The 25,223-nt window shown below is 32.6% G+C and carries 14 protein-coding genes; 6 read left to right on the top strand and 8 right to left on the bottom strand.

Annotation, left to right across the window (positions count from 1 at the left end; translation table 11 throughout):
* Window positions 1-723: 723 nt before the first annotated feature.
* The gene (locus ACPF9A_RS12345; protein WP_423997313.1) at window positions 724-2,865 is read left to right on the top strand and encodes an Ig-like domain-containing protein; all 2,142 of its coding nucleotides are present in this window, start codon (window positions 724-726) and stop codon (window positions 2,863-2,865) included.
* A gap of 105 nt (window positions 2,866-2,970) precedes the next feature.
* Here ACPF9A_RS12345 and ACPF9A_RS12340 read toward each other — a convergent pair whose 3' ends face one another.
* A complete protein-coding gene (locus ACPF9A_RS12340) occupies window positions 2,971-3,711 on the bottom strand; it encodes a WecB/TagA/CpsF family glycosyltransferase (RefSeq protein WP_423997311.1) in 741 nt (246 codons plus the stop codon).
* 874 nt (window positions 3,712-4,585) lie between these two features.
* On the opposite strand from ACPF9A_RS12340, the gene ACPF9A_RS12335 reads away from it, so the two are divergent.
* The 5 genes from ACPF9A_RS12335 (at window position 4,586) to ACPF9A_RS12315 (ending at window position 9,845) form a co-directional block, all read left to right on the top strand.
* On the top strand, window positions 4,586-4,717 hold the full coding sequence (locus ACPF9A_RS12335) for a hypothetical protein (protein WP_423997309.1): 132 nt from the start codon (window positions 4,586-4,588) through the stop codon (window positions 4,715-4,717).
* A 148-nt stretch (window positions 4,718-4,865) separates the two neighbouring features.
* Window positions 4,866-6,230 carry a lipopolysaccharide biosynthesis protein gene (locus ACPF9A_RS12330; RefSeq protein WP_423997307.1) on the top strand — a complete coding sequence of 455 codons (1,365 nt, stop codon included), beginning with the start codon at window positions 4,866-4,868 and terminating at the stop codon, window positions 6,228-6,230.
* A gap of 39 nt (window positions 6,231-6,269) precedes the next feature.
* On the top strand, window positions 6,270-6,941 hold the full coding sequence (locus tag ACPF9A_RS12325; RefSeq protein ID WP_423997305.1) for an acyltransferase: 672 nt from the start codon (window positions 6,270-6,272) through the stop codon (window positions 6,939-6,941).
* A gap of 10 nt (window positions 6,942-6,951) precedes the next feature.
* Window positions 6,952-8,064: a glycosyltransferase family 4 protein gene (locus ACPF9A_RS12320; RefSeq protein ID WP_423997303.1), complete on the top strand. Its 1,113-nt coding sequence runs from the start codon at window positions 6,952-6,954 to the stop codon at window positions 8,062-8,064.
* Window positions 8,065-8,420: 356 nt separating this feature from the next.
* Entirely contained in the window at window positions 8,421-9,845 is a 1,425-nt protein-coding gene (locus tag ACPF9A_RS12315; protein WP_423997301.1) for a right-handed parallel beta-helix repeat-containing protein, read from the top strand.
* A 47-nt stretch (window positions 9,846-9,892) separates the two neighbouring features.
* Here the strand turns inward: ACPF9A_RS12315 and ACPF9A_RS12310 are convergent, their stop codons facing one another.
* The 7 genes from ACPF9A_RS12310 to ACPF9A_RS12280 all read right to left on the bottom strand — a co-directional run bounded on the left by ACPF9A_RS12310 (window position 9,893) and on the right by ACPF9A_RS12280 (window position 24,849).
* Complete coding sequence (locus ACPF9A_RS12310) at window positions 9,893-10,828, bottom strand: nucleotide-diphospho-sugar transferase (RefSeq protein ID WP_423997299.1); 936 nt, start codon at window positions 10,826-10,828, stop codon at window positions 9,893-9,895.
* Window positions 10,825-11,709, bottom strand: a complete 885-nt coding sequence (locus ACPF9A_RS12305) for a glycosyltransferase family 2 protein (protein WP_424004469.1) — start codon at window positions 11,707-11,709, stop codon at window positions 10,825-10,827. The genes ACPF9A_RS12310 and ACPF9A_RS12305 overlap by 4 nt, the downstream gene beginning before the upstream one ends.
* A 311-nt stretch (window positions 11,710-12,020) precedes the next feature.
* Window positions 12,021-13,283, bottom strand: a complete 1,263-nt coding sequence (locus tag ACPF9A_RS12300; protein WP_423997297.1) for a hypothetical protein — start codon at window positions 13,281-13,283, stop codon at window positions 12,021-12,023.
* Window positions 13,284-13,327: 44 nt separating this feature from the next.
* Entirely contained in the window at window positions 13,328-15,646 is a 2,319-nt protein-coding gene (locus tag ACPF9A_RS12295; protein ID WP_423997295.1) for a GumC family protein, read from the bottom strand.
* Window positions 15,647-15,755: 109 nt separating this feature from the next.
* Entirely contained in the window at window positions 15,756-16,547 is a 792-nt protein-coding gene (locus tag ACPF9A_RS12290) for a polysaccharide biosynthesis/export family protein (RefSeq protein ID WP_423997293.1), read from the bottom strand.
* A 203-nt stretch (window positions 16,548-16,750) separates the two neighbouring features.
* Complete coding sequence (locus ACPF9A_RS12285) at window positions 16,751-17,443, bottom strand: 4'-phosphopantetheinyl transferase family protein (RefSeq protein ID WP_423997291.1); 693 nt, start codon at window positions 17,441-17,443, stop codon at window positions 16,751-16,753.
* 20 nt (window positions 17,444-17,463) lie between these two features.
* Window positions 17,464-24,849: an amino acid adenylation domain-containing protein gene (locus tag ACPF9A_RS12280; protein ID WP_423997289.1), complete on the bottom strand. Its 7,386-nt coding sequence runs from the start codon at window positions 24,847-24,849 to the stop codon at window positions 17,464-17,466.
* Window positions 24,850-25,223 lie beyond the last annotated feature (374 nt).

The raw sequence follows: 25,223 nt of genomic DNA, 5'->3' as shown, positions 1-25,223 counted from the left end.
AGAATTTTTCCGATTACCGTAATTTACTATGGTATGTCAGAATTTAAACCTAGTATTTTATTATACCTTATTAATTTTATAAAAACTACGAGAATAGTCTTTATAAAATATAAAAATAATTAGATTCATTTTTAAATCGAGGTACATCTGTTCTATACAGTATTACCTATACTATAGTAAGAATTTAATTAAGAGATATTCTTAATTATACTTACTTTTTACCTCCTGAAACAGACAAATTCTAATCTTACCCAAATCTGTATTTCTACATTCTTAATAGATCCTTTAAATAAAATATTGTTAATTAAGTTTTTTCCAAAAACTACGTAATTCAACTATTAATTACATTTTATTCAAGTTTTGCTAAAAAAAGCTGAATAAAAAATAGATTAAAAAATTATTAAGTGTATTACATCGATTATTTAAATATTTCATCGATTATTTTATTTATTTAAATATTTTTGTAAAAAAATTTTAAGTATTTATTTACAACAAAAAACCAAAATTTCACTTATCCTAAATGAGGTTTTCACAACATTTTAAAAAGCAATAGTCTAATAATCAAGGTCTTGGACAACCAAAACCTTAATTGTATACGTATATCAAAAATATAAACAAAAAACAAATAGAGAACACAGTTAATAATTCAGAATAATTATTTAAATAATTACAACCCCAAAGTAATTGTTTAAGTACCACCGACCCCAAAATTACATCTACAATATGAACCTATTTATGCAACGATTAATTTTCAAGAAGATTAATATACTTTTTTTATTAGCAATATTTTCACTCCACTTTTCTTGTAGTAAGGATACGGATATTCTCTCAGAATATGTCACCAACATTTCTGAAAACAATAATCAATATGCAGTAGATGATGCTTTTATAATTAACGGGTACGACCCTATAGTTTTAGATGTATTAGCTAATGATACATTTGCAACAGGGCAAAATGTAAAAATTATTCAAACATCTAATCCAGAAAACGGAGCTGTAGAGATTAGTGAAAATCAAAAAATTATTTATACTCCTACAGATACTTCTGATAATGAAGATGATTCCAATACAGCAGAAACGCCAAATGAAGATTCTTCTGATTCTTCTGCTAATGAATCAGAAACTTCAACTGAAACGTCCGAAACAACTGAAACTTCAGAGTCATCATCCGACGATTCTGAAACTGAAGAACAAATCAATCAAGAAACTGACACCTTTGATTATGTTATTGAAGTAGAAGAGGAAGATGGTTCTACTACAACTGAAGAAGGCACTGTAACAATAGAACCAGAAGGAAACGAGGAAACTGATAATACTAGTGGTACCGACGAAATAAGTAGTACAAATTTTGTAATCCCAAGCAATTTTGATTGGAATAATATTCCTGCAAATATGAGTAATGCTTCATGGGAGATTTTTGACCGTTTTGAGCTTAGTGGTCAAGAAATAATATTACCGGAAAATATTACCTTAATTTTTAAAGGTGGCACCCTAGTTAATGGAACCATATCCTTCAACAATACAATAATTCAAACTGAAGACAACCAACGTATTTTTGAATCTATTAACTTAGTAGGAACCCTTGGCACAGAATTTATTAAGCCTCAATGGTTTGGTGCTTACATGAACGGTTCGACCGATGACAGGGACTATCTTGTAGAGACCCTTAAGCAAGCAAATAATACAAATGCCAAAATTTTGATTGATGGAAAAATGTTTATTGATGTTTCTGCTACTGGTACAAAGTCAATTTTCTTGAATGATAATGATTGGATAGAGGGTACATCTGAATCAGAATTAATTATCAACAACTTACGTTCACCAGCATTTATAATAGCACTTGCCGATAATGTTACCTTTAAAAATTTAAATATGGTATGGGATCAAACCTATTCCACCTTACCGATTGATTCGCAAACAAATGCCGCCAATCAATTACAGGTAGAAAACTGGTTAATTGCTAATAAAGGAATGTCTTTTTCTGGCGCTGACCCTGCATGGTCGGGAGCAATTTCCTTTTGGGCAGTTTTTAATATTAGAGGCGCCTCAAATATTCTACTAGAAGATGTTTCATTAAAAGTGCCAGATGGTGCAAATGCACAACAATTCTGCCCTTATTTCATGAAGTTAACGACAGAGTTTAACGAAAATACCAGTGTAACGAACGAAAGTACTGACCCTAAAACTCAAACATCAAATGTTACGTTAAGAAGATTGACTTTAGATGGCACAATAATGGGGATACAAGGTAATGTTTCAAACTTTAATGCTGAAACAATACGTTCACATAGGTATACAGACATTCAAAATTCAGCTGGCGGAGATATTGGAGGTAATGGAGGTACCTGGTCGCCACCTCCTCATTTGTTTTATATTAATAGAGACGGTCAGCCAAACGATTCAAACGAAGTATATATGACTGATATTATAGATTATGGAGAATATGTTGGATCCATAAATGTTAGATCGGGTGGTGGGTACTGTAATTCCCTTAAATTGACAGATAACATCACTAACGTAAATGTAGATGGTTACGCTTCTTACAGACGAGACGGATTAGCGGACATGCAAAATATATCTAACGGTACATTTAAAAACCTGTATGCTGAAAGTGAAACAAATATATTCCAAGCCAATCATAAATTTAACACCTTAAGGTTTGTAGGTAATTTAGATAATGTGATATTCGAAAATATGGTACTCAAAGATAATTCATTGACTTCTACGGTATACCCATTAGACAGTGCAGATGGAGTTAACGTCACATTATCTGGAGTAGAGGTTATTACTACCAGCCCCGGTTGTTTTAGATTAAGAGGGACTAACAATACAATAGAAAATTCAAGTCTTAACCTATGTAATTAATAAATAGTGGATTAATGTTTATTCCACAAAGAAAATACTTAAAATTAATACTGTATTTAGATATAACAAGGTTAAGATTTTGCGATATCTCTTAACCGTATATTTTTATAATCGACTGAATTTAGCCTTCACCAGATGCTTAGAAAAAATAAAACCATAATAAATATATCGTCTCCACATTCTTTTAGGTTCTTTTAAAAGACGACCTAACCACTCTAAACCTAAATTTTGCCAAATTTTACTAGGTCTTTCTACTGAACCGGCATAAAAATCAAAAACAGCGCCAATAGAGCAAATGATTTTAGCATCGAGTTCACCTTTATGTGCATAGCTCCATTTTTCTTGTTTTGGAGCTGTCATACCCACAAATAATACATCTGGACTAAAACTGTTCACCTCTTGTATCATTTTAGCATTATCTTCTTCTGTAAAGCTTGGCTTGTAAGGAGGCGAGTAACTACCAAATTTTACATTTGGGTATTCTTTTTTCAACCTGGTCTCTATTTTACCTAATGTTTCGTTAGAAGCACCCAAGTAAAAACAAGAACCGCTTATTGCATTTAAACGTTTTAATTGATATTCATGAAAATCTGCCCCAGCTATTTTTTTTACCCTAACGCCATTCAACCACTTTGATGCAAATACAATACCTACACCATCGGGTAAAATAACATCGCTATTTAAAAGTGCTTCTTTAAAAATTGGATCTTTTTCTGATATACAATATGAGTATTGATTAATAGTATTCACCAACAATTTAGATTTGTTAGGTAAATCATCAAGGGAAGAATTATAAATAGGGTAACCAAGACATAAAACTTCTGAATTAGCATCAATAGTATTCATAAAATAATCTAAAAGCATCGTAATTACATTCCTATTTAAAACAAATACTGTATCAAATAGGAATGTAATTACAGTGGGGGTTAATAAAATTCACGAACAAAGATATCTAATTACACCATATTTACATTATAGTTCCGTTAATATGCAGAAAAGGAAGCTTAAAGATATCTATTGAATAAAAAAACATGCCATCTTTCAATCAAACTGAGAATCACTTTTATTATTTTATTCCACTGCATGATTTTATTCAATGAGATGTTAATTAAAAGCTAATAAGAGAAATAGTTCATTTGTGTATAATGAATTATAATTCAAGTAGAAAAGTCTTAAAATTAATTTTTCAATACAAAATATTAAATTAATTTAACTGGTTTTACTTCTAATAGAACGAGCATAGGATTAAAAATATTATTAGCAATACTAAAATTAGTACCGATTCAAAAATTTATTTTTCTTCAAAATCTTATGCTAATTTTAATTTTAAAATGTTTAAAGTTGGTCTGCATCATTGTATACACAACCTTGCTATTGATGGAAATAATAATTTTTTACAATATTTAACGCACCAAGAATTTTTTAAGTATAACATAATATCTGAAAAAGTTTTGATGGATGTTTAGATTTTCCTTACTAAAAAAACACAATCTTTTATAATTCTCGTCAGTTCTTACCATAATTATTATGCATTAGGGACTTGGAAAAAGGTCTTTCATCGTATAATGGATTATAATCCAAAAAATATAATGTAACATTGACAAGATTTTTTGCTAACGAAAAGCTTTAATTGCCACAGGTCTGAGCTTGATTAATTACAAGCCCTCTAACCCTGCAAGGGTAAATGGGTATATTTGACATGAACAGATGATTTAAAAAAATGAACTACATTTTTAATGGTATGATTATTAATTTTGATGATGAATATATCAAATTATTTAAGAAAGTATTGATAACTATGGTTTGCCAGCCAGAGATTATTGGCAATCAATTATTCTTAACAAACAGGTAAAATATCTTAGATTTTATTATCAGTGAAAATAGATTATAAAATATGAGAATTAATATTGGCTAAATTTTGATAAAACATTAGCCTAAAGCAAGAAAAATAGAAATTTTACTATTTCTTCAAATAACTCAATCTTTTAAAAGTATTTCAAGTGCCCATAAAAATTAACGAGTTTTACAAACGATTAGTAGGCTCAAGTACTAGAACTCAAAATATAGTTAAACATATAGGTTGGTCCACCTTATTTAAAGGCGGCAGTATTTTAGCTAATTTTTTATTAGTACCAATAAGTATTGACTATTTAGGTCAGGAAAATTATGGTGTTTGGCTCACGTTAAGTTCTTTTATTGGTTGGTTTACCGTTCTTGATATAGGTTTGGGTCATGGTTTGCGAAATAGGTTTGCCGAAGCGAAAGCAAATGGAGAAATACACTTAGCAAAAGTATATGTTAGCATTGCATATATTACTATGTCGGTAATTTGTGTAGGTGTTATCATCCTCTTTATATTTGGCAATTTTCTAATTGACTGGTCAACAATATTCAATACCTCAAAAATTTTAGGAAGGGAACTGTCCTTTCTGATGCCCATTTTATTTACATTTTTCACTTTGCAATTGGTGGCTAAATTGATTTTAACCATATATACAGCTGACCAACTTCCTTCCATACAAGGAAAAATAGAATTTTTTATTCAAGCTTTACTATTACTTGGCATTTGGTTATTGACTAAAACCTCTGGTAACTCTTTAATGATATTTGGTGCACTCTATACTGGGTTGCCAATCATCTTATTAATCAGCTTTAATTTTATTGCATTCAATGGCAGATACAAACAGTTTAAACCAGAATTTAAAGATTGGCGTTATGACAAATTAAAGGATATAACTAGTTTAGGTTTTATATTTTTTATAATACAAGTAGCTAACATTGTTTTACTTACTACGGACAACCTCATTATTACCAATATATTTGGACCGGAAGAAGTAGTTCCATACAACATAGCCTTAAAATATTTTTCTATATTGCTTATGATTCATTCTTTAATTACAACACCATATTGGTCTTCCTTTACAGAAGCTTATATCTTAAAAGACTTTGACTGGATAAAAAAATCAGTTAAAAATATACAGAAAATATGGCTTTCACTTACCGTAATTCTAGTATTGATGTTATTTCTGTCTAACTGGTTCTATGTACTATGGATAGGTGATTCTATTAACATTCCGTTATCCTTATCTGCATCTATGGCTCTTTATATAGACATATCAACTTTTCAGTCCATTTATTTTATGCTAATCAATGCAACTGGTAAAATTAGAATGCAATTAATTATTAGTTTAATTACTTTATGTATTAATATCCCACTAAGTATTTTATTTGCAAAAAACCTGGGTTTAGGTTTATCTGGTATAATTTTAGCCACTTGCGTTTCTTCTTTGATGTCCGCTATTATAGGATTTATACAATATCAAAAAATAATCAATGAGAAAGCTAAGGGTGTTTGGTTCAAATAAATGTAATAGAAAGAAAGAATAAATTAATAATTTTACAGCATGATTAAAACCATTATTTCTATTCTGAACAAAATCATTTTACAGTTTAAAAAAAATAATAAAGACAACTACTCAGGAAATTTCTTTTTGGTTAGAATAAAAAAAGAAAAAGGAAATATTATAAACTTGACGAACGGTAACTTTAAAAAAACTTTTATAGAAATTTCGGGTTATGGTAATAGCATTAAATCTACAAACGGTTTAATAGAGCATTCGCAAATAGCAATTAGCGGACAAAATAACACTTTATACATTGCTGAAAATGTTAAACTTAGACAAGCAAATATAATCATAAGAGGTTCTGATTGTAATATTTCAATTGGAAAGTCAACGACTTTTGGAGGTATTAGAATTGTAAATGTCGGCAAAGAAAACAATGTAGAAATAGGAAAAGATTGTCTTTTTTCTGACCATATTGAAATATGGGCTAGTGATACACACAGTATTTTTAATTCTAAAAACGAAAAAATTAATAAAGAGTTACCTGTTTACATAGGAGATAAAGTGTGGGTAGGCAGTCGGGTAACAATTTTGAAAGGAACGAAAATAAATGATGGGGCCATTGTTGGAATGGGCACTATCGTATCTAAAGATATCCCAAAAAAAACCATATCGGTAGGGGTACCGAATAAGGTTATAAAGGAGAATGTTCATTGGTCATTAGAATACTAAAAATTATACTATGCGAGTTTTACATATTTTCTATGAGTTAAAGTTTTCAGGTGCTGAAATAATGTATGCCAATGCGGCATCACATTTTCAAGAAAAAGGTGTTGATTTTATGGCATTGAGTACTGCCGAGAACATTGGAGAGTTTCTTCCTCAATTTGAAGCTGAATCCATTAAAGTACTTCACAAGCCACTTTCATCAAATGAGTTCAATCCTTTTGTTGTTATACCATATTTTAGATGGATTTACAAAGTGTTGAAGAATAATAATATTGATGTTTTGCACATACATCGCTCTAAACACATTTTCCTTTTTTCGTTGACTACTTATTTAGCAGGAAAGAAAGCGGTTAGCACTGTTCATAATAATTATAAGCATAGAAAATGGACTTGGATCAAAGGTTTTTTAGAACGTTATGTTAGTTCTAAAGTTTTAAACTTGAAAATGCAATCAATTGGTCAAAGTGTTTATGAAAATGAACTTAATTACTATAAAAACGATACCATATTAGTACCTAATTGGTACGATGACGAACGGTTTTATCCTCAAAATTCGGCAAAGGAAAAAGAAGAAATGAGAATAAAATTGAATATCTTAAATTCTTCATTTGTAATCATTTCAACAGGGGGTTGTAGTGATGTCAAAAATCACCATGACATTATTAGAGCATTGTCTATTGTAAATAAGGAAATAGATTGCATATATCTTCATTTGGGCAAAGGAGTTACATCAGATGAAGAAATTGAACTTAGTAAGTCTTTAGGGATTAATTCGCAGATTCTTTTTTTGGGTAATCAAAGTAATGTCAGAGATTACTTAATTGCTTCTGATGTTTATATAATGAGTTCTAGGTTTGAAGGTTTAGCAATTGCCGCCATCGAGGCAATGGCTTGTGCCAAACCTTCCATATTGTATAACGTAAATGGTTTAAAAGATTTGATACACGATGATGACAACGGTTTTTTAATTTCTGAAAATTATAATGAACTGGCAGAAAAAATACTTTATCTTCAAAAAAATGACAAAACTAGCGATGAAATGGCTCAGAATGCTTTAAATTTTGTACGCAAAAATTTCAGCATTCAAAATGGAGTAAATGGAATTATGAAAATTTATAATAGTTGATTTTAAAAGTGTTTATTAAATTTTCTGCTACATAGAAACCTTGCCGATTTACAATTAATCTGAGACATCGATTTTATTTGATTAAATAGTGGCATAGGGTGATTTGTAAATCAAATAGAAAAGTCTTCAAATAAATTCTCAATACTTACATAAATTTAAATTAATTGCTATATTTCAATTATTTAGATTAAAAATATGCTTCAAGAAATATTTTAATTTTTTTATATAATTATATATTATTTGCACCGTTTAATCATTTTTTACTATAAAATTTAATCTCTTTGAACAATATTTTTATCAATAGTCTCTTATAGTAGTATATATGTTGTGGTTATTAATAATGAATAAATGAAAACATGGTAAACCTATTTTCCATAAACAGTAATTTAATATCCTTATTAATAGTATCATTAACTATCTTAGAATTGATTTCTTGTTCGTCAGATCACGATATTCTTAGCGAAACAGTTATCAATTTGCCACCAGAAGAATCCGGTGTTGCACCGATTGTTAGAATTTTTGATTTCAGCATTCAATCTGCCGATAATGAAGGTTTAAAATCAGATATCATAGGTGTAATTGATGAAGAAAAAAAAATTATATATATTCAAATTGATTCAAGCAGTACTTTAATTGAGGAGTTAACGCCTACTGTAGCTATTGATAGAGAATCCACGATTGAGCCCAATACTGACACTCCACAAGATTTTAGTGATGAAGTAACTTACACGGTAACTAATGTAGAAGGAGCAGAAGTGGACTATACCGTAATACCGACAGTTGTAGAACCAATAATCGTAGAAACTCCGTGTACGAGCAATCGTCAAGATTCAGGTCCAATAATTGTCACTGAAAATAACCAGCGAATAGAAAACCTGCATATTAAAACATCAAATCAGCATGGTATAGAAATTAATGGATTTACAGGCGTCGTAATATCAAATTGTATTATTGAATACACTGGTGCGTATATGGGTATTAAATTTGCTAAGGCAGATAATTTAACTATAAAAAACTGTTCCATAAAATATTCAAACGCCCCTACTAGTGGTCCTTTACCTGATGCTACGAGAAATTGTATTGAGGGATTTGATACTGAGAATTTAGTAATTACCCATGTAAAAGTAGAAGATGGCTCTACGGGTATTCGATTAGATCAATGCGATGCATCTGTATTGACCTTTATTGAAGGCCATAATATGAGAGGCCCTTTTCCTAGGGGGCAATTAGTACAATACGATAAATGCATTGGAGGATTATTGGAGAATTTTTCGGTGATTAATGACACAGAAATTGCATGGACCGAAGATAATATTAGTATTTATAAAAGTGCCGGTCAACAAATTAAAAAAGGGTTGATAATCGGCAATAACAGTCCTACCGGTGTTGGTGTAATGTTTGAAGATCAAAATACCGAAGGCGCACGTGGAGGTACGGGTGGACTAGTTGAAGATGTTGACTTTTTGGAGATGGGCAATGGTGTAGCATCATCCGTTGAAGGTTCTGGAAATGTAACTTTTAATAGATTACGTGCTAAGCAAATTATATGTGGCGATTTAGGTCAAGGCAGAGGACAACCAGGGTCTAATTCATTAATATTTGCAGCTTTTGATACAAGTGGTGGTAATAAAATAATCGACTGCATCGTTTATGAATCATGTAACCCTACCAATATTGTTTGGCCAGAATATAATTTTGACGTTATAGACTATAGGAATGATATTGATTTTGAACCACGAAGCGCCATAGTCCTTGATTTTGCTTGTCTGCCTAGTAACTAAATTGAGAAAACAGATTTTACTTTTTATCCGGACAGCTGCACTTTCAATTAACCTCTATTAGAATACCCTGGAACTCTCAAAATTCCTAGTATTTTTCTACGTAAGATTATTTTCTTAAAAAAAACTTTAAAATACCTTCTGTCCGCCTTAATATCTCTGATAATAAAATTAGGATGCGCTAATGGAAAGGGCATATCATGTGCTTCATTTTTTTGCCTTTCATCATTGGCACTAATGGTATGGGTAGCATCTTCACCAAAGCCCAAATTTTTAATCATATTTTGGTGTGGAATAATAGATAGGCCTGAGTTTACCAATTTAGTGTAATCCCATTGATAATCCCACCAAGAAACTTCTTTGGCGTTTAAAGTTTTTTCAATTTTACTAAGACGGTATTTCTTTTCAATAAAGTTTGAAAAAAATTTATCAAAATATCCTTTCTTTTTTAGTTCAGGATAACTTGAAACTTTAAAATCATAATGCTTCCAAGCCCTTCTCCAACTTGCCCAACCCCACTCATGGCTAAAATAGGAGAAGTAATAAGAATAATCGGCATCTGAAACATATCCGTTTTGAAAATTGGAACCGCCTATATGCATAATCTGACTATTGTCTCTATATTTTTCTAACAGTTCTGAGCAGAACTTAAAAAAACTAGCTGACGGCAAACAATCATCTTCCAAAATAATACCTTCCTCTTCATTTTCAAAAAACCAATCAATCGCTCCTTTAGGTCCTAAACCGCAACCAACATTCTCATTTCTAAAAAGGGTTTTTACTTCACAGTCCCAATCAACTAAATCGACAATAGATCTGGTTTCTTTACAACGTTGCTCATCCGTCCTATTTGGTCTAGGTCCATCTGCTGCAACATACAGTTTTTTAGGTCTAGCCTCTCTTATCATTTCAAAAACCTTTCTTGTTTGCTCTGGTCTATTGAAAATGATAAAAAGTATAGGTGCTTGTGGTGTTTCTTTTCTCATTTTAAGTATTCTTTATTCTTAAACAATTGCCAAATAATTGGAAAGAGCGTCTTTGCCCACATTAACGTAATGGCAATAGGTAAATGATAAGGAATATGCCTTTTAATAAACTGCAAATATTCTTTGTAGGACAACCCTTTAGGACTATACAAATATGCTATTCTTTCTTTGAGATTACTTTTCTGGGTTAACCAATTTACGCCATGGTCATAATTACAATAACCACAAAAACCACTTGAAACATATGTATAAATATCATTGTTAAAAGCCATTAAAGTATAGTCATAATCCGCAATACCATGCGTATATTTTTCAGAAAGTGGCCCTATCGCTTTATAAACTTCTTTAGGCACTAACATAATATTTGCGTTACCAAGTTCGCATCGCTGAGGAAATTTATCGTTTGGAACAACCATTTCACTTTTAAACAAAAACCAACTTAAAATTTTATGCCCCCCATAAGAAATTTTCTTAGTTTCTGGATTTTGAGTAGGTCCCACTATGATACTCTTAGTTTCTCCTACATATTTTAAATCACTTAACAATCTTTTTAATGTATCCTTAAAGACAATGGTATCATCATTTAATAATAAATAATAATCTGTATTTTTTTCATGCTCATCCGCATACTTCCAAGCCGTCCGCATACCACCAGCCCAAAAAAGATTCCCTGAACCTTGAATTATTTGAAGATTAGCAAATTTTCCTTGTATAAATTCAGTCGTTCCATCCGTACTACCATCGTCCACCAAATAAATTTTTAGCTCGAAATTGTCATCCAATTCGCAGTTTAAAAGGGCTTCCAAACAAGAATATGTTTTCATCTTACGATTATGACATGTAAGTAAAACTGTTATTAATTTCTTTTTTTTAAAAGACATCATCTCTAATTTATTTAAATCTTTAAACCAATACTTTTTTGATTCATGCTCTTTTCCAAATACACCTAATAAGGTGCTAGTATTAATCCAGTTATGCTTGTGATTACAATTGCCATACAAATTCCAAAAATTCGTTATTCTAATTTTACCGATGAAAGATATGCCATAGACACATTGAAAATATTAATAGCAGTGCCAAACTTCTTAATATCAAAAGGTAAATACATTCTTAACTAATAGATTATTTTTTAAATCGTTCTCAACAAAAAAATTTTACAAATACCCTAACTGTACTATATATCTTTTAATAGTCATAAATTATTGGGACTTTGAAACTTTAAATATTTAGTTCTATATGTATAAGATAATGTCAAAAAATCTTGATTCTTAAATGTGGGTAAAAACATGAATATTATACAAATAGGTAGTATAAGTATAGGTTCACCAAAACTTAGAATTACTAAAATCAGTACGGAATAGATCACAAACTCTGTCCTACGGAGATACACCTTGCAAACTTTCCCATAACGATATAAGAGAACAAACAGCCCTACAAAACCAAATTTGGTTATGAAGTCCATGATACCATTAGATATATTGACATTATACTCATCTATATAATATTTTTCATATTGATTGCTTACCCCTAAAAACAGCTTCCAATCAAATTGTTGATAAAGGAAGATGACACTTCCAAATCTATTCAACGGCATTTGTCTGTCAACATCATTATAATAGGTTGATAATTGTTCTAATTCATTCAAATCTCTTATATCCTGATTATAAATTTCAACTATTTTTTCTCCTAAAAATGGTACATTAGGTATTGCCAGAGCAAAAATAATCGCAAAAATAATCATCGTTGTCTTACTACCCTTACTTAATACTCTATATCTTAAGAATAATAGTAAAAACAACCCGAAGTATGCCGTAGTCGAAACGGTAGTTAAAATAGCGACTAAAAGAATAACCGTTTGTTTATCAAACTTAAAATTATTCATTAAAAAATTGAATAAGACTGCTAAAATCAAAAATGACCCAAAGGCTCCTGGCTCCCAACAAAAACCAGAGTTTCTATAGTAATGAAGACTATCATAAGTAAATATTAAAAAGTTGGTAAACCTAGGCGAGTTATCATTAATCGTAAAGCTTTCAAACGTATTACCTATTGCTTTAACAATAGCACCGTTCTGATAAAACTGGATGACATAGAACACTATAGATACCAATGCCAAATGTGAAATAACTTTCACTAAATAGTAGAGTGTTTTTTCTTTTAGAATTAAACAGAATAGATAAGATGTAAAAATGAACTTAAAAAAATAGAATACATCACTCTTTAAATAATCGCCAGGTAATTGATTTAATTTGAACCTAAATAAGATATAAATAAAATAAATTCCGCCAGTTATTAGAAAAAACTGTACATCTTTTTTCTTAACCCTTTTAAAATAAAAAGCAACAAAAATCATACATACTTCAAAAGCAAACCAAGCTAAATTAGATTCAACTAAAAAATTGGCTTTAGAAGCAAATAATAAAAAAAACAAAGTAATAATATAATATATATTCATTCTCTTTTTACCTTGTACTAGTATTTTTCGGTGAAATAATCAACCTACTTATTAGAAGTTACATCGTTTAAAACCACCATTGGGTTTTTAAACTTTTTGTTCACCTTAATATCTTCTATTATCGCTAAATCTTCTAGATTAGAGTGGTTTTCCCTAACCATATAGATACAACAGTCTGTAAATTTAGATAGCGCTAATGTATCAGCCAATTTACCTATGGGAGCAGAATCAATTATTATATAATCGAACTCATTTCTTAATTGATTCATTAAAATATTCATTCTATTAGAATTGAAAGACTCTAGACCGTCAATATTTTCTGACCCCAAACCAATTGCAAATAGATTAGGATTATTACTTACAGGTATTAATAGATCATTAACGGTTATGGTATTAAAATTTTGATTTAGATAATTAGAAACACCATATTCCTTTTTTGTCTCACCTAGCGCCTCAATTAATTCAGGGTTATGCTTATCCAATTCAAGTATTAGCACCTTATTACTCGATGATGCCAAGGCCACGCCTAAGTTTGAAGAGAAAAAAGTTTTCCCCTCACCCTTAATTGCCGATGTTACTAGAACGGTTTGTACCTTCTTTTTAGAAAGCATAAAATCTAGATTCATTCGCATCATTCTAAAACTTTGTGCTAAAGGACTTTCTTCTTCGCCTTTTTCTATTAAATTGTTTTTGGTCTTATTATGCACTATCTCACCAATTACGGGTACACTTATTCTGTCCTCAACATTTTTCTTATTCTTTACTTTAGTGCTTAATCCTTCTTTTAAATGTATAAAACCAATCGGCACCAAAGGACCCATTAAAAAGGCAACTAAAAGAAATAATTTTTTACTAGGCGAGCCAGATTCAAAATCGGTTATCGCCCTATCGATAATGGTGAAATTATCATTTCTAACACCAACCATTAAAGCTGCTTCTTCTCTTTTTTGTAATAGATATAGAAACAAATTCTCTTTAATACCCTGCTCTCTACTAATCTCAAGTAATTGTCTTTGCATGGTTGGAATTCTCTGCTTCTTCTCTGCAAACTGATCAGATCTACCCTTAATGCTATTAATTGTAGTTCTTAAGCTTTGCTTAGATGTTGAAAGGCTACCCAATATATTTCTCCTAAGCTGTTCTAATTGATCTTTGATATCAATCATTCTAGGATTGTTCTCAGGTACAGTTCGCTGCAAACTTTTCTTATCTATCTGCAACTTATTATAACTATCAATTAAATAAATTAAGTTTTGACTAGTGACACTCAACGAATTTATGGTAGATTCATTATCTCCCCTTTTTAAATTACGCTCAATAGCACTTAGCACCTTTAATTCGATTTCCGAATCCGCTAATTTTCTACTATAATCTATTTCTTGTGCAGCAAAAGAATTGGCATCAAACTCAACACTAGCTAGTTCATTTTCAGTTTTAAACTGTGCAACGTTCATTTCTACCTCACTAAGCTCTGTAGAAAGTGTATTTAAGCGATCATCTATAAACTTAACGTTACTTAAAGCCAAGGCATTTGTAGCTAGAAATGACTTTAATCCATAAAGTTCGACTAGGTTATTGATAATATCTTCGCCCTTTTCAGGTATTTGTTCCTTTAATGAAATATTGATTACTGAAGCGTCTTTATTTATTACATGAACACTTAATGCTTTTTTAACATAGTCATGTGCCATTTCATCAATATCCCTAAAATCTAGAATAAACTCGGTATCCTTGGATATGTTTTTTTCATTTGGCATAATCTTGAAAACTCCATATGGCTTTTCAATTTTGTAACCATAATTGTATTTATTATAACCATATTCAGAACTGACCGTACTTGCCTCTTCTACCGAATTCTCAAATTCTTCTATTATACTAAAACTATCCTTTGCTTCTAATTTAATAGTCAAGGTTGTTTCATAAGCAGATGGGTATAACGTATCTATTACCATTTTAAAAGGTAATGCCGACCCATAAATTTCTTTCTTTGGAAAAGCATCTGGAACCATAATTCTAGCATGCAACGACAACGTATCTAATACAGAACGCATTAAATGGACTGAAGTTAGTACTTCAATTGCATTGTTTACCCTTTCCGAATTACTAAAAGGGTTATTGTTTGCTAAATTATTGCCAGATGCATCTATATTAGACGTTTCATTCTTTAGTAATAATTTACTCGACACATTATAAGACGTACTTATAAATTGCAAGGCAGCCACGGCTAAACCCAAAAACACTAACAAAGAAATCATGAAAAATTTCCATGATTTAAGGTATTTATTCAACAGTCCCTTCAAATCAAAATTCTCTGCATTTTGTTTGGAAGACATTTGTGAATCAAAATATTCCTTTTCGGTCATTACAATTAAATTTAAATGGGAAATAATAATCGGTAAATAAAACCAGTATTGTTATTTTAAAAACACTAGGGCCTTTACAAACCGTATATTTATAATATTCTTTTGAGTTTTACTTAAAAGTAGAAATTGAGATTACCGCTAATGATAACGAACCTAATATTACTGAAAACCATTGCGCAGCATTAGATGTATTTCTAACCTTTCTATCGTTAGGTTGCACATATACGATATCATTCGGTCTCAAATAGTAATTTGGAGATGTGAATAATTCATCTGATGTCAAATCAATTCTTTTAGTACTCTTAACTCCATCTTCTTCACTGATTAACAAAACATTATTACGCTGTGCATAAATGGTCATATCACCAGCCATACCTAATGCTTCTAATAAAGTTACTTTCTCATTAGGAATAGTAAATACTGCAGGCTGATTTACTTCACCTAAAACAGAAACCTTGAAATTCATAAATCGAATATCTACAATTGGCTCGTTTAATAATTTTTTGGATACTAATTGTTCCCTAATATATTCTCTTAGCTCTTTTTTGGTCAACCCAGAAACTTCTATTTTACCTAAAACCGGGAAACGTATGTAACCATCTTGATCAATTAAATATCCAATAGGTTGCGCACCACCAGCATTATTAGCTAGATTGAACATCTCTGTAACTTCTGCATTTAAACTAGTAATGTTTATGCTTAACAAATCGTTCTTCTGTAATATTGGTTCTAATGGTTCAAAGTAAGTAGCAAATGAATTGTTTCCTACTTCATTGAAGTAAGAGGATTTTTTAGCACTACCACATGATGCAATTTGTAATGCAACCAAGAGTAGTAAAGAAAATTTAAGCAGATTGGCTTTTATTTTTTTCAGGTTAATTGGGGAAAATTCAGCTTTCATAAAATAAATAATTTGTAGCTTATAGTTATTGTACATGGTAAGGCTCAAAATTAGACCAAACAAAAATTGATTACTTATAAATTCCGACGTCATCGTTTATATAATCGTCGTAATTAAGAAAATCATCCATATCACAATTGCCGCCTATGCAGATTGAATATAAACGAAAACACTTTAACGGCCACAAAAGGCATACACCGCTATTAGCAAAAAGATTTAAAGTTATTACATGACCCAAAATCTGTAATCAATTCCGTATTGAGATTTGTTAACGTAATTACGCTATCGGATATTATATTTTGAGTAGCTACATTGCATATATACTGGGGATTGAGAGGTATTTCCTTCAAAAAATAACATTGATTACCAATTGTTGCCTGATGGTTATTTATTTCAAATGAATTCAATGGTATATGCAAACCAGAACCATTTGCCTTAACAATGGCCTCTTTTTGAGTCCAAAATCTATAAAACTGCTCTAGCACATTTGACGAGCTTATGATTGCTTCGTATTCTGACCGAGAGAATTGTTCTTTAAAATCTTGAATATTGATATCACTGATTTTCTCCACATCAACACCTATATCACCCACCGATGTAATTGCGCAAACAATTACATCATTGGAGTGTGAAATGTTGAATTGAATAGATGAATTCTCTAAAAAGGGCTTTTTATCCTTTGAGAAATTCATCTTGAGGGTATCTATATCTACTTGATACAAATTCTGTAATCCGTAAGCTAATAGCAACCTACCAAGTATAGTAGATTTTGCATCTTGCCAACGTTTATATTTAGAGAACTTGTTTACAAACTCCTTTGAGAAACGATGCTTTGCCTCGGCAAAAAAAGAATCGTTGCCTTCATCGGTTAAATAAGTAAACAATACATGTGTCATCTAAATGGTCATAATTATTTTTAAATATCGATTTTCATATAACCACTTTCTTGACTCGCATCTGCTACATACCATGCCGGCTGACCCTTTTCATCTCTACCCAAACGTGCACCAGGTACTGGAGGCGTATTTAGTTTATCAAAAGATGATTGCGAGCTAGCAACATGATTACCGTTTACCCCTTGCTTAGTAAGGATTCCTACAGCCACCAATTCATCTATTGAAGACAACAAGGTTTTCATCAAGAAATCAACATCATCACTAGTATACGCAGTGGTCAAGAAACAAGGGAAACCATCCCAGATATGTATACCTTTTTCACGCATACTAACAAATAGTAATTCTGAATATGGAATGTCTTTCTTGAATTTCAATCTCCATAACGATCCAAAATAAGTGATTTCTATTGGGAGTCCGCTTTTCGTAAAAGTATCATTCAAGCTTTTGGCCATGCGTTCTGTCATAGCAGATACATTTGCCTGCAAACTTGGACCTTGTTCTTTCATATGAAGTAAGGCAGCCTTTGATGAAGCTAAAGCCAAAGGATGACGAACAAAAGTACCTGCAAAATAGGTTACACCTACTTCAGGATAAGAATCGTCACCAAATTGCCAAAATCCGCCATCAAGCGCATCCATATATTCTTTTTTACCTACAATGGCACCAATGGAAACTCCGCCGCCCATAACTTTACCATAGGTAGCTAAATCTGCCTTGACATCAAATAATGCCTGAGCACCACCTGGGTGCATTCTAAAACCTGTAATCACCTCATCGAAAATAAAAGCAATCTCTTCTTTAGTAGTTAGTTCTCTTACATTCTTTATAAATTCTATAGGTTGAAACTCTGGTCTACGACTTTGAACAGGTTCTATAAGTACTCCAGCAATTTCATGAGCTCTCTCTTTTATTATCTGCAAACTTTCATCTGTCCCATAATCAAGTATCAACATATTTTGAACTGCTTCTGGAAGTATACCTGCAGCAGCCGGAAACGTTTTTTTCTTTTGAGAACCTCTTACAATACCCTCATCATTAATACCATGGTAAGCACCAGTAAATGCCACAATTAGTGAACGCCCGGTAACCGTACGTGCAATTCTCATAGCTCCAAGAACCGCTTCTGACCCCGTATTACACAAGGCAGCTCTATCATGACCCGTAAATTCACATAAAAGTTCACAAACCTCACCTGCTAAAGGGTGTTGTGGTCCTACTTCATAACCTAATTCAATTTGGTCATGCATGGCTTTTTTAATGAAATCTGGCTGATAGCCAAAGAAACAAGAACCAAATCCATTTAAGGCATCTATATATTCATTGCCATCTACATCCCATAGTCGATTACCTGAAGATTTTCCGATTACAACCGGATATACTAATTCTTTGGTTAACGGCTTAAACCCAGATACTACTCTAGGATCCGCCATTTTAGCTCTATTATCTTGAGCATAGTTTTTACTACCAATAGTTTTGGTATTGTACTTTATAGTAAGATCCTTTAAATACTGCGATTGCGCTTGATCTAATCCCGTTGATTTCTTCTCAATTCTTGGTGATGCACCGAACGGTTTTTTATGTTCAAGCTTCTCTTCTTCGGATCTTGAATCTAAACTAGAAGACCCATTCACCACTTTTGCCGGAGCAGGATTTGGAACAGCAACAGGCTGCGGAGCAGGAGCTACTGCATTACCTTGTAATAACTGAAGTTGTCTACTTAATAAGTTAAGCTGCTCACCTATTAAGCCAATAGCCGTTTGGTTCGTTGCCGAAGTATTATAATTAGCAGGAACAATTTGTTGCACTTGGTTAAAAGCGGCAACTGGTTGAGGAGCTGCTTCTGCAACCGGTTGTGGCGCCATAAACTCTGCCGGCAAATTCTTATCTAAGTAATTAGCTAGAAGCTCAGGAGTGTTTATACCTTCATTAAGCTGTCTAAATGTAATCGAAATTTTAAATTCTTTTTTACAGGTAATCGCCATTTGTGTTAGAATTAAAGAATCTAATCCTAATTCTAGAAAGCTGCTGTTTTTGTCGGCAACTTCAAGCTCAATTCCGTATGAATTTGAAATTAGCTCTGAAATTTTATTTAAAATAGAGACGTTTCTCATTGGTGCGGCACTTTTTGGTTTTTCTATTATTCTAGTTATGGGCTGATCGGCATTCAAATGGGTTCTTTCTTTTGGAATAGAAACCACAGGGTCAATCCAGCATGGTTTGCGGTCAAAAACATAGGTTGGTAATCTAAGTTTTTGCCTTTCTTGGTTTTTATAAAAGGCATTCCAATCTATGGTAAGACCAGTTAGCCACAATTGACCTAAAGCTTTCAATACCCCGTGATAAGAATTCTCTTCGTTTTTCGGGATAGGTAAAGAAGCCAAAGATTTTATATTTTTTGCACCTGTATTCTGGCGACTTAAAGTGGTAAGCGTATTACCCGGACCCACTTCTAACAGCACCACATCTTCTAACTTCACTATGGTATCCATAGCATCTGAAAATCGTACGGTATCTCGTAAATGGTTTGTCCAGTATACAGGATCCACAGCCTCTTCATTCGTAAGCCAAGTACCTGTAACGGTAGATATTATTGGTAATTCAGGAATGTTTAAATTGATATTCTTGACCACATCACCAAATTCCTCTAAAATAGGATCCATCATAGAAGAATGAAAGGCATGTCTGGTAGCAATTAAACGGTATGCTAAGCTCTGCTCTTTTAGAAGCTCACTGAATTTGTTTATTTCATCATCTTCGCCAGATACTACACAAAGTTTAACGGAGTTTATAGCTGCAATTGATAATGTTTTCGGAAGAATTTTTTCTAACGATTCTTGGTCTATTCTCACGGTAAGCATGCTCCCTTTTGGAAGTCCGCTTACCAAAACACCCCGCATTGAAACTAATTTCAAGGCATCTTCTAAACTGAATACTCCGGCTAAATGAGCACCTACAAATTCCCCTAAGCTATGTCCGCATAATACAGTTGGCTGTATTCCCCAGCTCATCCACAATTGTGAAAGTGCATATTCTATCGTAAATAATGCAGGTTGTGTATAACGGGTATCTCGTAACTTGTTTTCTGCCGCTTCAGAATTCGCATCTTGAAAAATGATTTCTCTAATATCTACCTTTATAGTGTCTAACAGTAAATCGGCACAGATATCTACAGCTTCTCTAAAAATGCTTTCCTCATCATATAAATCTTTACCCATGTTTAAATACTGGGAACCCTGACCAGGCAGTAAGAATACAATCTCACTCGGAACGTTTTTTACAACCGATGACTGTGTAGCTTTTAGATCGTTATCAATCAAAAACTCAGAAGTGTCTTTTGTATCACTCGCTAAAATAAATCTACGATTGCTAAAACTAGCTTTAGTAGTACTTAAGGTATACGCAACATCGGCTAAATTCAAATCTGGTTTAGCATCGATATGTTTTTTAAGTACGGTTTCGAATCCGGCTAAACTAGTTTGTGTTTTTGCAGAAATAGGCAATAATTGTAACGGACGTTGAAATTTTGAAGTCTTCGCCTCCATTTCATATTCCTCTACCACAACATGTACATTGGTACCACCTACACCGAATGAACTGATACCTGCTCTTCGCGGACCTTCAACTTCCCACGGAATCAATGTATTAGTGACGTAAAACGGACTATTTTCAAAATCAATTACCGGGTTAGGTTTCTCAAAACCTAAAGAAGGTGGAATTACTTTATGATTAAATGCTAAAATTGTTTTGATTACACCCGCAACACCTGCTGCGGCAGTCATATGCCCCATATTACTCTTTACAGAACCTAGACCGCAAAAATTCTTTTTTGATTGCGTACCAAAAGCGAGATTAAGACCATCTATTTCTATAGGATCACCTAATGGAGTCGCCGTGCCATGTGCCTCTACATAGGTAATGGTATCAGGTGAAATATTGGCATCGTCGATAGCACTTTTAATAGCATTCGCTTGACCTTCTGCACTTGGTGCCGTAAAACTTCCTTTACCGCCACCATCGTTATTGATACCTACACCTTTGACAACACCATAAATAACATCTCCGTCGTTTTTAGCATCCTCTAAATTCTTTAAAACGATTACACCGGCGCCATCACTAAAAACAGTTCCCCTTGCTTGAGCATCAAAAGGTCTACAATGACCATCTGTACTTAGCATAGAACCCTCTTGATAAAGGTGTCCGCTATTAATAGGAGCGGTAATACTAGAACCACCCGCTAGGGCAACTTCGCAGTGACCGTTTCTTATAGATTCTACGGCTTCGGCAATAGCCAATAAGGATGTGGAACATGCCGAATGCACACTAACTGCCGGACCTTTTAGATTTAATTGATACGCAGTTCTTGAAGCCACATAATCTTTCTCGTTCACCGTATCTAACTGCAGTTGCCCAATGCTTTCTACGACTTCACTATTTGGCAGTACATTCTTTTTATAATAGGTGTTTGTTCCTGTACCAGCGTAAACTCCTACTCTACCTGTATAATGTTCTGGCAAGTGACCAGATTCTTCAAGGGCTTCCCAAGCCAATTCTAAAAATAGACGTTGTTGGGGATCCATAGCTTCTGCCAATTTAGGCGTTAAGCCAAAGAAACGGGCGTCAAACATTCTTGCAGAAGGCACAACACCTCTTGCAGCAACATATAAAGGATCGTTTCGTAAAGATGCCGGAATACTTTGATCTAATTCTTCTTTCGTAAAAAATGAAATCGTTTCTTTTCCATTTTTTAAGACATCCCAAAATTCATCAATGGTATTTACACCAGGAAACCGACCTGCCATACCGATTATGGCAACATCGTTAGACTTATTTTTTACTTTTCGCTTACTAGAAAACAACACTGTTTTCTTATCACCGCCCATAAATTCTGAAAGCGCAGATATAGTAGTATGTTGATATAATTTGGTTACCGGTATTCTTACTTGAAGCGTTTTCATGATAGCATTAACTACCTTTTGTGCTACAATAGAAGTACCGCCCATTTCAAAGAAGTTATCGTCTAAACCTATACCCGATACTTTTAGTTCTTTTTCCCAAATACTGGCAAGTCCTTTTTCAGTCTTAGTACGAGGTTTTCTAAAAATTATATCTGATGATGACCTAAGATACTCCGGCTCTGGTAATTTATCTTTATCGATTTTACCGTTTGAATTCGTCGGAAACTCATCTACCCACATAAAAAATGTAGGCATCATAAATTCTGGTAGGGTATCAAAAAGTTGTTGCTTAATACTACTTATTTCGGGTTTTTCACCGTCAGCTAAAAGGTAGGCAACCAACCTGGCTTCACCTTCTGCATTTATATTCGGCAATACCACCGTACGTTTTATCCCTGCAATAGCATCAATAGACGATTCAATTTCCCCTAATTCTACTCTGTGCCCACGGATCTTAACTTGGTGATCTATTCTACCAATATATTCTAAAGTACCATCAGAAAGTCTTCTTACTAAATCACCTGAACGGTACATTTTTTCTCCATCTTCAAAAGGATTGTCAATAAACTTCTGATCAGTAAGTTCTGGTCTGTTCAAATAACCTCTTGCCAAACCATGACCAGAAATATATAATTCACCAATAACACCTATAGGTTGCAATTGGTTATTGGTATTTACTACATGAGAAGTTAATGTTGATATACAGTTACCAATATTAGAAATATTGGTTTTGATATCTTCATCATCAATGATATTAAAAGTGGTAAATATGGTCGTTTCTGTAATACCATACCCATTTACAAATTGAATTCCTGGGAATTTGCGATACCATTTTTCTAGATACTTAGGAAATAGTGCTTCACCGCCAAAAATAACATATCGCAAGTATAAATCGATATCACCCGTAGGTAGACTGCCCATAATGTTTAAAAAGGAAGATGGTGTTTGATTTAAAATCGTCACCTTTTCCTTTATTACTAAAGACATGAATTCATAAGGATCTTTAATCACCTCTTTTGAAGGAATGATTAGCTTGCCCCCAAATAATAATGCCCCGTACATTTCCCAAACCGAGAAATCAAAACAATAGGAATGGAACATGGTCCACACATCGTTCTCATTAAAATCATAGAACTGATCGTCGTTAACGAACAGACTTACAATATTTCTATGCTCTAATTGCACACCTTTAGGTTTACCCGTAGTACCAGAAGTGTAAATAATATATATTAAATCATTTGGCTCAAGTTTGATGTCTTTAATGTCTTCAGTAGAATAAGAATCACGAGTTGCGTTAAATTCTTCTATTACCGAAGCATCAACCGTAAAATCACAATTACTATCTTCTTTAATATAATCGATTCGCTCCTCTGGATAATTTGGATCTACAGGTACATATACAGCCCCTGCCTTTATAATACCGATCATACTTATGATCAACCATTCGCTACGCTCCAATATTAAACATGCGAAATTACCTTTAGCGGCGCCATGTTTTTGTATAAGATAGTCGGCAAATTGATTCGATAATTTATGAAGCTCAGCATAGGTAAACGAATTTTCTTCGTAAGCTACCGCTATGTTATTCGGAGTTTTAACTGCTTGCTCATTTAAAAGATCAACAATAGTTTTCTCTTTTGGGTATGCTGCATAAGGGGTATTAAATTCATTCAATAATGTAGATTGGTCTTTTTCTGAAAGAATATTAAGACTACCAACTGCTGTTGAAGATTGTTCAATTAAGAGCGGCACCATATGCTTATAGTGCTGCATGAACTGCTCGATCAACTCTTTGTCAAAAATATTCTCGTTGAAAATGAGATCGAATTTAATATGCTCATCAGCAATATTGAATACAAACTTGATATTAGAATTAGAATCGACCGAGCCAATAAATTCAATGGCATCTGTAGCATCATTGTCATTTGAAATAGTAGCCGGATCTATAATAGAATTTATGGCTAATAGAACATCTAAAACTACATTATCACCATTGTCCTTAACCAGATTAAAATCTTTTAAAAATTTATCGGTCGGGTATGGATTCGCTTTATGTAATGCAAGTATCTCTTTTGTTTGATTATTTAAAGTAGTAAAGTCTATTGTAGGGTCTATGTTATTTCTAAATAGCGCTAGACTATTATGAGCATTGTCGTTATCATCGACAGTTAAACCGAATGCAATATCATTTTGATTGGTGTATCGCTGTAAAAGCACACTTAACGCTGTTATTAAAAAAGCTTCGATGTTAGAATCACCAGCTACATGGGCTTGTACTTTACTAGTGACATCAGCAGAAAATTGGGTACGTAACAAAGAACCTTGATCAACGCTATTTTTTACAGTTAGCTTTCTACTTGGTAGGTCTAGTAATTTTACATCATCTAATAAAATATTCTTCCAATATGCTATGGTAGAATCGGTTATTAAATTCACTTTTTTGGCTTCCATTATAAAATGATAATTATATATAGACTTGTGGGGTTGCTATTTACTTATTTTTTATTGGAAAATGACGAACCTTTTAAAACACTAGATGGATAACTTTATAATTACATAAAAATTTTTATCCAACAGTTTTTTGTACAATTCAATCTCAATACACATTTCTGTCTAAAATAATGCAAATAATCAATCAAGTAAAATTACTAAATATCATAAACAATTCAATTTCAAAGAAGTGGCATAAAAGTGGTATTTTGGCCACTACAATTACATAAATATTTGAATATCAATATTTTAAAATAAATAATAGTGCAAATTACTCCACTCATTATTATTTTATTCCCAAAAATTTCATCGATAAAAAAATGACGTTCTTCGAA

Origin of the sequence: Maribacter sp. IgM3_T14_3 (assembly GCF_049603095.1) — a bacterium.
GTDB lineage: Bacteria > Bacteroidota > Bacteroidia > Flavobacteriales > Flavobacteriaceae > Maribacter.
This window is presented reverse-complemented; position numbering and strand designations above follow the sequence as displayed.

Coding starts and splice junctions, on each gene's coding strand:
- ACPF9A_RS12300 (WP_423997297.1), bottom strand. CDS start 13,283: ATGAATATATATTATATTATTACTTTGTTTTTTTTATTATTTGCTTCT.
- ACPF9A_RS12320 (WP_423997303.1), top strand. CDS start 6,952: ATGCGAGTTTTACATATTTTCTATGAGTTAAAGTTTTCAGGTGCTGAA.
- ACPF9A_RS12340 (WP_423997311.1), bottom strand. CDS start 3,711: ATGAATACTATTGATGCTAATTCAGAAGTTTTATGTCTTGGTTACCCT.
- ACPF9A_RS12345 (WP_423997313.1), top strand. CDS start 724: ATGAACCTATTTATGCAACGATTAATTTTCAAGAAGATTAATATACTT.
- ACPF9A_RS12295 (WP_423997295.1), bottom strand. CDS start 15,646: ATGACCGAAAAGGAATATTTTGATTCACAAATGTCTTCCAAACAAAAT.
- ACPF9A_RS12280 (WP_423997289.1), bottom strand. CDS start 24,849: ATGGAAGCCAAAAAAGTGAATTTAATAACCGATTCTACCATAGCATAT.
- ACPF9A_RS12285 (WP_423997291.1), bottom strand. CDS start 17,443: ATGACACATGTATTGTTTACTTATTTAACCGATGAAGGCAACGATTCT.
- ACPF9A_RS12325 (WP_423997305.1), top strand. CDS start 6,270: ATGATTAAAACCATTATTTCTATTCTGAACAAAATCATTTTACAGTTT.
- ACPF9A_RS12315 (WP_423997301.1), top strand. CDS start 8,421: ATGGTAAACCTATTTTCCATAAACAGTAATTTAATATCCTTATTAATA.
- ACPF9A_RS12305 (WP_424004469.1), bottom strand. CDS start 11,709: ATGTCTTTTAAAAAAAAGAAATTAATAACAGTTTTACTTACATGTCAT.
- ACPF9A_RS12335 (WP_423997309.1), top strand. CDS start 4,586: ATGAACTACATTTTTAATGGTATGATTATTAATTTTGATGATGAATAT.
- ACPF9A_RS12310 (WP_423997299.1), bottom strand. CDS start 10,828: ATGAGAAAAGAAACACCACAAGCACCTATACTTTTTATCATTTTCAAT.
- ACPF9A_RS12290 (WP_423997293.1), bottom strand. CDS start 16,547: ATGAAAGCTGAATTTTCCCCAATTAACCTGAAAAAAATAAAAGCCAAT.